We start from the raw sequence: 9684 nt of genomic DNA, 5'->3' as shown, positions 1-9684 counted from the left end.
CCCGAACGGAAATGGAGACGTCGGTAATCCCAGCCTCCGAAGACGTCAGGTTATCGACCCGAAGGACTTCCTCGCCGATCTCCACGGTCTCTTTTACGTACTGCTGTTTGAGGTCACGGTCTATCATGTGCCTTATCATCGTTTCTTTGGTGAACGAAGACGTCGGCCCGGTGGCGGCGACTTCCCCGTTGCGCAGGATCGTCACGGTGTCAGCGATCTGGAATATCTCGTCAAGATGGTGAGAGATGTAGATGATGCCGATGCCTCGGTCCCGAAACCGCCCGAGCAGGCTGAAGAGGGCTTCCACCTCATGTCGGCTCAAAGGAGCAGTTGGTTCGTCCAGAACCATGATCCTCGGCTCAAGCATCACGATCTTGGCTATCTCCACCAGTTGCTGGTCTCCCGCCCGCATGTCGGAAACAGGTTTATCGAGGGGGACGGATAACCCCATCATGTTCAGGGTATCCGTCGCGCGGGCCTTGATCGCGGCGCGATCCAGAACGCCAAACCGGGTTGGCTCCCGGCCCAGGAGCATGTTCTCTTCCGCTGTGAGGAACGGCACAAGGGCCCGATCTTGGTAGACCACGCCGATCCCCCTGGCCAGTGCATCATGAGGGGCCGTTATGTGCACCTTCTGGCCATCGAGCAGTATGGTCCCAGAAGAGGGCCTATGAACCCCGGCGAGGATCTTGATGAGGGTGGATTTCCCGGCCCCGTTCTCCCCCACGATCGCGTGGATCTCGCCTCGGTTCAGCACGAGGTCCACGTTGTGCAAGGCCTTCACTCCGGGGAACTCCATGCATATCTGCCTCATCTCCAGGAGGGCAGATGACACTGTTAGATCACCTCACCCAGGATCTCGGTTGCCTGCTCTGTAGTGGCCCCCTCGTGAATGATGGCACGGAGTGCGCGGACCATCAGAACCGGATTCGGGCTCTGCCAGACGTTCCTGCCCATGTCGATACCTTTCGCCCCTTGCCCCACAGCAGCTTTTGCTAGCCTTAGAACATCGACCTCGGTCTCGAGCTTGGGGCCACCGGCGATTATTATGGGCACGCCACAAGTCTCAACCACTGAGTCAAATCCTTCCGGAGTGAAGTAGGTCTTGACCAGGTCAGCTCCGTGCTCAGTTGCCACTCTGCACGCCAGCGCGAGGTACTTGGCGTCAAATTGCTTCTCACGGTCTTTTCCCACAGCGGTAACGGCGAGGACGGGGATGTCGTACCTTGAGCACTCTCCCGCAAGATGCGCAAGGTTTTCGATTGTCTCGCGCTCGTTGGGTGTGCCGACGAATATGGAGGTGGCAACGGCATCTGCGCTCAGCCTGATGGCCTCCTCCACAGTGGCCGTGAGACCCTCGTTCGTCAGGTCAGGGCCGGCGATGGTGGCGGCACCGGAGGCTCTTAGGACTACTCCCACCCGGCCATCAGGCTCGAAAGCCCTGGCAATGACGCCCTTCGTGGCCATCAGCGCATCAACGAACGGGGCCAGGGGCGCGATAGTATCCGCCGGCTTCTCAATACCTTTGATAGGCCCGAGAGCCATCCCGTGGTCCAGGGCGAGCATCACGCTCATCCCATCATCAGGTCTGAAGATCCTCGACAGCCGGTTTGCCTTTCCCAGTGTCATGGTTCAATCCACCTCCCTCCGAGGTCGCGTCACTCGTCCAACGCAATCTCGACTTTGAGACTCTCTGTGCTTGCCGCAGTCTCGATGGCTTTCCTTATCTCGTCAATGCGGAATCTGTGCGTGATGAGCGGGCGAAGATCAAAGGCCCGGGAGTTGACGAGCTTGCCTGCGTGGGCGAAATCCTCCGGGGTGAATCCGGAGGTCCCAATGACGGATACTTGCTGGTAGTGGACGAGGTTCGGGTTGAATCGCGCACTCTCGCCCTGGGGAAACCCTCCGAAGAGCATCACTTTCGCCCCGGGCCTGGCAAGCGCCATGGCGTCCGGGATCAGTGAGGCAGATCCCACTGCAAGGATCACCTGATCCGACCCACGTCCGTCCGTGAGAGACTTTATGCGCGCCACGGCATCTTCTGAGCCAGGATCCACAGTGATGAAACCCATCGAACCTGCAATCGCCCGGCGGCCGGCGTCGATCTCCAGGACGGCAACACTGCCTGCGCCAGATGCCCTACTGATGAGAGCATTGAGCAGCCCCATTGGACCCGCTCCCACTACCGCCACAGTGTCGCCTGGAGTGATGTGCAGGTCGGATACAGCGTTGACCACGCAGGCGATGGGCTCTGTCAAGGCTCCCTCCTGCCACGTCACATCCGACGACAACTTGACCAGGCCCGTCCGGGCGTAATCCTCGTCTATCTTCACATACTCACTGAACGCCCCGTTGCTCAGATAGCGTCTAGACGGGCACAGCTCCTTCAACCCTGCCCTACAGTAGAAGCAGACATCATCACTGATGAAAGGAGCCACCGTGACTCGGTCCCCAGGGGCTACCGAGCGGACTGCTGCGCCGACCTCAACGACCTCTCCCGCAAACTCGTGGCCGAGTACTGTCGGAGGTTTGAACAGAGGATGCCCTCTGAGAAACGTCTTCACGTCAGTCCCACAAACCATGCTGGTGCGGATCCTGATGAGGATGTCGCGGTCCTCCACTGGAGGCACGGGCCAATCCTCGATCTCCATCTTGCCGGGCCCGTAGTAGACGGCAACCTTCATGATCTCACTCCTCGGTCATTGTGCGATAAGAGCATGCGCTGTAGTGGAATCTGTCACCAGGATGTTGATGAGGCTGCCCCGGAGGGCGCCCGTAATCGCCTTGATCTTGGCGGGTCCACCTGCAACCCCGACACGGTAGTTCACTGCCCGGAGAGTTGGGAACGGGATCGACAAGAGCCTCCGGTTCGCTGAGGCAGGCGACTCCACCCCGTTGCAGTCGAAGAACCTGCCGGATATGTCACCAACGGCTCCGACTCTTATGAGCTCTTCGAGCTCTGTGTCGTCGTAGTATCCGGTCTTCCTCATCGGGGACGTTGGTGGGCTCTCCCCTATGCCTACCACTGCCATGGTAAGGTGTTCCCACATGCCGACCACCCGGGAGATAGGAGCTTCCTTGAGGAGCAGCGCCACGGTGGACTCGTGATCAGAGAGAGCCGGTGCGTGCAACATCATGCAGTTGCCCTGGAAGCACTCGGCGAATGCGTGCACAAGGTCGTTAACCTGGTGCTCTGGCTTGACCTGACCGAGCCCGCCTATGAGAGGGACGGCAGTTAGACTCACGTGCCGCCTGTGGGAGGGCAGAGAGTTCACCACTTCTCGCATGGTGACCCCCCAGGACAGCCCCACGATGTCTCCGTCAGAGACCAGTTCCGCGATGAGCTGAGCCGCCGCAGCGCCAATGATCTTCTTGGCAAGCAAGCCATCCGCTGGGGCCCCCACCACTCGGCACGCCTTCAGGTCAAACCTCTCGCACAGATCCCGCTCCGCCTCTGTCGCCCTCGCGGCCGGCTTCTCTATATGTATCCGGACAATGCCTTCATCTTCGGCCATCCTGAGCAGGCGGGAGACAGTGGCTATGGAACACCCCATCTCACGCGCGATGTCCTTCTGGCTCTGTCTGTGCAAGTAGTAGCGCTCCGCAACCCAGAGAGCCATCGCAAGCCTGGTTTCGACATCGGCAAAGGGCTGTGCAAATTTTTGCGGCAAAGATTTTCCCTCCCACACACATTCTAGTTGCTCGCCCTCGCATTGTCAAGGGTGTTACGTGACTCCACCAGTGGCACAGGGGGCCAGGTGCACGCGACTGAAGGTTGGGTGAGCAAGAGAAGCTGACCAGGCGGCCAGGCTAGATGCGCAGAGCCTTGCCGGAAGCGGGATGCAGGCAGTATTTGGGCGTTAGGTTGATCAGATGACTACATGCTCTCGAGCGGCACGTCCTTGCGGAGAGCCTCCTTCCGGAAGAACGCCGGGGCCGGCTCAATCTGAAGTTGCCTTAAGTTAATCCGATGGCGAACGCTGCTCCAAGAGGGCGAGAACCTGCTCGGGCCTGGGCAACGAGGATTGCGCGCCGACAGTGGTGGTTGCCGCCGCACCGGCGGCTGAGGCATACCGTAGGCTCTCCGAAATCGCGGCACCGCGAGTCCACGCAGCGGCCCACGCGCCGATGAATGCATCTCCGGCAGCCGTTGAATCGACTGCCTGTACCCTGAAAGCGTGACCGTGGATGGTCCCCTCAGGCCCGGCGTAGATAGCCCCCTTCGACCCCAGAGTGATCACTACCCGCGCAGGGCCTTGCTCGCGTAGGTGGGCCGCAGCACGCAGTGCGCTGTCCGGGTCGGAAACCGGCATCCCGGAGAGGAGGCCAGCTTCAACCTCGTTCGGAATCAAGAGGTCAGTGGAGGCCAGAAGAGCCGCGGGCAGCTTCCGCGCGGGCGCCGGGTTCAGGATCGTCATGACCGACGAGGCCCGGGCGAGCTCAAATGCGTACTCCACTGTCTCAACTGGGATTTCAAGTTGAGCGATGAGAACCCGGGCGCCACTGATCAAGCTGCGACAGGCGTCCACATCTTCCTCAGAGCAATGGGCATTGGCGCCGGGGTAGACAACGATGGTGTTTGCCCCGGCAGTGTCCACGGTAATGAAGGCCATCCCCGTCGGAGCGCTCGAGTCCAATACCACGTGCGAGACATCCGCCCCGTCCGCGCACAGGTTCGCCAGAAGCATCTCACCGTAAGCATCGCGTCCCACTCGGCCGATCATCCTGACATCTGCCCCGAGCCTGGCGGCGGCAAGGGCCTGGTTGGCTCCTTTGCCTCCCGGGACTGTGTGGAATCCAAGTGCAGTGAGGGTCTCCCCCTTCATTGGGAGTCGGGAGACTCTGGTGACCAGATCCATATTGAGACTTCCCAAAACCACGATCATAGACATGGCACACTTCCTTTCAGGATCGCATCTCTGAAGCTCTCGCCCGAGATATCTGCCTCCACCCCGAGCAGGTCTGCAATCGTCCGCCCAAGGTCGGCAAACGAGGCGCGGGTGCCGAGAAACGCGCCAGGCCTGACGGTCTTTCCGTAGACAAGTAGCGGAACGTACTCTCGCGAATGGTCCGTGCTCGGTGTCGTGGGGTCACAACCATGGTCCGCCGTGACGACAAGCACGTCCCGGTCACGGAGGACCCCGGTGAGGTTTTCAATCATCCCATCTAGCTCCTCCAGGCCCCGCGCATACGCCCGCGCATCATTGCGGTGCCCCCAGAGCATGTCGAAGTCGACGCAGTTCGCGAAGATGAGACCTTTGCTGTCCTCCTGGACCAGCCTCGTTACAGCCATCATCGTTTCTTCGTTGTTGCCGGTATGGTCCGAGCGGGTGAGGCCCTGAAATGCGAATATGTCCTCGATCTTGCCTACCCCGGTCACGTCCATTCCAGCCGCCCCGATGAAGTCCAACAGGGTCCTCCGTGGGGGCTTGATGGAGAAGTCCTTGCGCCGCTCAGTCCTTACGTACTTGCCTGGCGTGCCCACAAACGGGCGGGCAATGACACGCCCGACTCCGTGCTCACCGGCAAGCAATGACCGTGCGATCCGGCACATCTCGTAGAGTCTCTCCACGGGAATCACGTCCTCGTGGGCAGCGATCTGGAACACACTGTCCGCGGAGGTGTAGACGATCGGGAACCCAGTTCTCACATGCTCATCGCCCAGCTCCTTGATGACCTCCGTTCCCGAGGCCGGCTTATTGCCGAGAGTCCTGGTGCCTATGGCATCTTCGAAGGCACTGATGACTTCGGGCGGGAAACCATCCGGGTAGACCGGGAACGGCCGGTCCAGGATAATGCCTGCTATCTCCCAGTGGCCTGTCGTCGTGTCCTTCCCGGAGGATTTCTCCGCCATCCGGCCGAATGCGGCGAGTGGCGCCTCTACAGCGGGCACACCCAGGATCGGCTCTCCGAAACCCTGGGCCAGGTTCCCAAGGCCAAGGCGAGAGAAAAAGGGCAGGTTGAGCCCTCCCACCGCGCGGGCTGTGTTGCGCAACGTGTCACTGCCCACATCTCCGAAAGAGTCGGCGTCGGGCAAGGCCCCGATGCCCACACTATCCATGACGATCAAGATGACTCTGTCCACAATGCCTGCACTCACCAAGTAACTGCCTCCTTGTACTCCAGGGATCCAACCGAGCCCAGGGCGTGTCCGCTAGACCCCGTCCGCTCGCATGAAGATAGATTGAAACTCGCGGATTCTCTTCAACCAGTCCCCAGCCACGACCAGGTGATGGTTGCCCAGGGGCCGGGACAGAATCGATCTGGCGGTCTCGGGATCCGACAGCTTTATCATAAGCTGAGTTCTGCACATGTCATCCCTAAAGCCGCATCCACTGAGGTCGCCACGCGCCGCGAACACCTGGTCCAGCCTCCCACCGCCCAGCCTCACAATCGTCACGGGACCGGGACTGAGGTCCGCCTGGATCCCCACACCCAGCCCAGACTCCAGGTGAGACCGGATAATGTATGAGGTGGCCATGTTCCGCGCAATGGTGCAATGGGCAAGGGTGATCATCCCGGAACCCGGATCTATGACCACTGGATTCGCCATGAAGCTCGGAAGGCCTGTCAGTTCGCGAATAAACAGCATGCCAAGAGTGGAGAGGACATCCGCCTCACACCCTGCCGGGATTCCCTCTTCGTTCAGCCGGGCCAGCGCGTAACATCCGGTATTGGCAAGGACCGGGATGAGGTCGAAGCATTTGACCGTGACCGCATTCAGGCGCCGGCTCTCGACCACCCGGCGCAGGCCCAAGTAGATCTGCGCCGCCCCGACGAGTGTCTCTTGGTCTGGCTCGACGATCCTGGAGGCACCCCTGCCGAACTCTTCTGCTCTCTGCCTGGCTTGAGCAGGGTCCACGCTCCTTATACCATCGATCAGTTCCTGCATCTCCATATGAACGAGGCGAGGGCCCCAAACCTTCCTGACCTGGATCGTCAGGCGGAGTACGTCCATGACCTCGATCGCCCGGGTTCCGATGACCCCGATGTGCCTTCCCTTCAACCTGGCACCGGCGGCGAAAACCGCGATGAGCTCACTGAGCTCATCCTGCCATCCTTCTGTCGCCTGCACGATCCGGCCTGGGCGGCCAGCCCCGTTTGCGATCGCGAGGACGTCGAGCGCTGCCGCAAGGGCGTTCCCCGCCGGCCTTGCGAGGATCAATGCCGGCTCGTCCATGCATTCTATGAACGGCAGCATCCTGGGCTCGATCCCGCCGCCCATCGCCAGAAGTACGGTGACGTCCGCCTCAGGCTGCTTTTCATTGGGATCCACCAGCGTACACTCGAGCCCTGGAAGGACTTCGATTTCCCCGAAGAGCTGCAACACCCTATCCTGTGTAGCTTCTCTGTTTCCTCGCAGAGACGTAAAAGGAACGACGTTAACCTTTATCATCTTCACCCCTCCGCTTCGACTCATGCTGCTGTCCGCTCCTGCATCCGCTGCCGCGCCGCGCGCACCCCGAAAAACACCTCATTCAACAGGCCCGCTGTAGCCATGGACACGGCAGACAGATAGAATGGAAGCCGGTAGTTGGCCTGGGCCAGGCAGAGGCCAGTGATCGGAGCGGCCGCAGCCGTTCCCAGCACAAAAGTGACATGAAGCCACGCTGCCGTCGCCGCCCTGGTCCGTTCCGTGGCCACCTCCATGGAGTAAGCAAACGACAAGGGCGTCTCCATCATCGAGGCCACCCGGTGGACCCACTCGGCAACTGCTGCAGTGATCGGGTTGGTCGTGAGAGCCATCACCAGGGCGGGAACAGGTATGCCCCAACGCAGCACTGTAATGGCTCGCACATTGCCGATGCGCTTCGCCAGGTGCGGCCCCAGGGCGACTCCGATCATGATCGGGATTATCGCGAGCGCCGAGATGTTGCTGAAAAACTCCCGGGTAGTGCCCAGATGATTGATGAAGTAGATGTTGAGAAACGGATTCACGAACCCCATGTTCAGGCCGCGAAACAATGACATACATGCCAGTTTCACCGTGCGCCTGTCTATTCCCCAAAGGTAAGGGCCGAGGCTTATGGTCTTCCTCTCTTTCGGCTTCCTCGCCTTGATGAACCACAAAGGCACCAGCCCAAGCAGGTTCAACGCAGACGCGAAGTACAAGGTGTACCGGTACGCCAGGCTGAGGTCGAACGAGGCGAGGCGCCCCATATTCGGCATGTACCCGGCGAGAACCGTGCCGACGGCTGTGGCCACACTAGTCAGCAGGGTGTTCAAGCTGAAAACGAGGGTCCGGTTCGAGGCGTCGCTGTAGTCTGCAAGAAACGGGAGCTTCACCACAAACTCGCCCGCGGAGCCGAGCCCGCTTATGAAGGCGGCCACGAGTATCACGGGCACACTAGCCGTGGCCACCCGGGCGAGCTGCGTGGCCCCGGTAATGGCCAGAATGATCAAGAAGCTCCTCTTGTAGCCGATGATCTCCGCTGCGAAGGCTACGGGGATCGCCACAAGCGCCGTAGCAAAGGGGCCTGCGCCGACAATCGCGCCGAGCTTGCCCTCGCCGATCCCGACAGAGAGGATGTACAGGTTGAAAGCGACGCTGAATATACCCAGCGCGATACTGCTCAACGCCACCGCGGCGAAGTACAGACCGATGCTTTGGTCCAGCCCGCGCACCCGTCTCATGTAGTCAGACGCGCTCCTAACAACGCGTGTCATGTTAAGACTTCCTTCATCCAGGCATCGAGCTGCCCGGCGAGCCCGTCGAAATCGTCCATGATGCGGCCGCACTCGTGTATGATCCCAGCAACGAAGAGGTTGGTCCCGAACTCGTTGTCTCGCCAGCGCAGGCCGCGGGAGTCCGTCATCAGGCCCAGCATTCCTTTCTTCGCAGGGTCTCGCCTGAGCAGCACGCAGAATATGCCGATTTCCATGGCCACCGAGTCATCGACTTGTGCACCGTCCATTACAGCCACGAGTGCCTTCGCGCGCGACAACGCCGCGGCGTCCTGGTCGAACACCTCTTCAGGCGTGAGCGTGGGGCGCGCTTCGGCCCGCCCGGAAGGGACATAGACCTCCATGCCCCTCTCCCGCAGGGCCTGAGCACATTCGGCGATGTGTCGCCGCGCGTAGGGGGTATACAGAGGGCCGGTGAGGTAGACGAGTCTTGCTGGCTCACCAGTCTCGTCAACTGCACACGATGCCTCGGGCGTCGGGGCTGAAGCCTCGAGCTCCCTATCCCACTCCCGGAGCTTCTCGATCCCATCCTCGACTGTCTGGACTATCACACCCGATCTCCGTAGACAGCCCAATATCGAATAGCTCAGGCCCCTCCCCTCGAACTTCGGGTTCTCAGTGTCGGTGCGCCAGTCGTCCAACACCGCGACGATGCCTTTTTTGCCCTTGTCCGCCCGCATAAGAGCGTGGAAGATTCCGATCTCCGCGGCCGTCCCATCGTCGACTTCCGTCCCACTCAAGACGGCGAGCATAGCCTGAGCCTCCTCGAGGCCGGCATAGTCGTTGTCAAACACCCTCTTCGCCCTGGTGCGGGTGGCGTTCTCCTTTGTGCCGCCCCATCTTTGCCGGCTGATTCCCGCCTCGTCCACGAGCTTCTCCACTTTTGTGTTGAACTCGTGTTCGGAGCGGGTGAAGATCGGCCTCGCGTAGTAGATTCGCATTTTCGTCTCCTCTCGGCACACGGCTCACACCCGTTCCCCAGTCCTCCGCGCCAGCTCC

The 9684-nt window shown here is 60.7% G+C and carries 9 protein-coding genes; all 9 read right to left on the bottom strand.

Annotated features, from left to right (window positions below):
* A partial coding sequence (locus NUW23_01985; GenBank protein ID MCR4424950.1) for an ATP-binding cassette domain-containing protein occupies window positions 1-835 on the bottom strand: 835 nt, incomplete at its 3' end.
* Window positions 836-837: 2 nt separating this feature from the next.
* Window positions 838-1629 carry a 3-hydroxy-5-phosphonooxypentane-2,4-dione thiolase gene (lsrF, locus tag NUW23_01980; GenBank protein ID MCR4424949.1) on the bottom strand — a complete coding sequence of 264 codons (792 nt, stop codon included), beginning with the start codon at window positions 1627-1629 and terminating at the stop codon, window positions 838-840.
* Window positions 1630-1658: 29 nt separating this feature from the next.
* On the bottom strand, window positions 1659-2684 hold the full coding sequence (locus NUW23_01975; GenBank protein MCR4424948.1) for an alcohol dehydrogenase catalytic domain-containing protein: 1026 nt from the start codon (window positions 2682-2684) through the stop codon (window positions 1659-1661).
* A gap of 15 nt (window positions 2685-2699) precedes the next feature.
* On the bottom strand, window positions 2700-3671 hold the full coding sequence (locus NUW23_01970) for a helix-turn-helix domain-containing protein (protein ID MCR4424947.1): 972 nt from the start codon (window positions 3669-3671) through the stop codon (window positions 2700-2702).
* 291 nt (window positions 3672-3962) lie between these two features.
* The gene (gene rbsK, locus NUW23_01965) at window positions 3963-4886 is read right to left on the bottom strand and encodes a ribokinase (GenBank protein ID MCR4424946.1); all 924 of its coding nucleotides are present in this window, start codon (window positions 4884-4886) and stop codon (window positions 3963-3965) included.
* Window positions 4883-6085, bottom strand: a complete 1203-nt coding sequence (locus NUW23_01960; GenBank protein MCR4424945.1) for a phosphopentomutase — start codon at window positions 6083-6085, stop codon at window positions 4883-4885. Before NUW23_01960 ends, rbsK begins: the two co-directional genes overlap by 4 nt.
* A 69-nt stretch (window positions 6086-6154) precedes the next feature.
* Window positions 6155-7420 carry a hypothetical protein gene (locus NUW23_01955; protein MCR4424944.1) on the bottom strand — a complete coding sequence of 422 codons (1266 nt, stop codon included), beginning with the start codon at window positions 7418-7420 and terminating at the stop codon, window positions 6155-6157.
* A complete protein-coding gene (locus NUW23_01950; protein ID MCR4424943.1) occupies window positions 7417-8667 on the bottom strand; it encodes an MFS transporter in 1251 nt (416 codons plus the stop codon). Before NUW23_01950 ends, NUW23_01955 begins: the two co-directional genes overlap by 4 nt.
* A complete protein-coding gene (locus tag NUW23_01945) occupies window positions 8664-9626 on the bottom strand; it encodes a nucleoside 2-deoxyribosyltransferase (protein ID MCR4424942.1) in 963 nt (320 codons plus the stop codon). Before NUW23_01945 ends, NUW23_01950 begins: the two co-directional genes overlap by 4 nt.
* Between the last annotated feature and the right edge of the window lie 58 nt (window positions 9627-9684).

The sequence above is a fragment of the Bacillota bacterium genome (assembly GCA_024655925.1).
In the GTDB taxonomy this organism is placed as follows: Bacteria; Bacillota; DTU025; order DTU025; family JANLFS01; genus JANLFS01.
The sequence above is the reverse complement of the archived record's forward strand: the minus strand, read 5'-3'. Positions and strand labels throughout refer to the sequence as shown.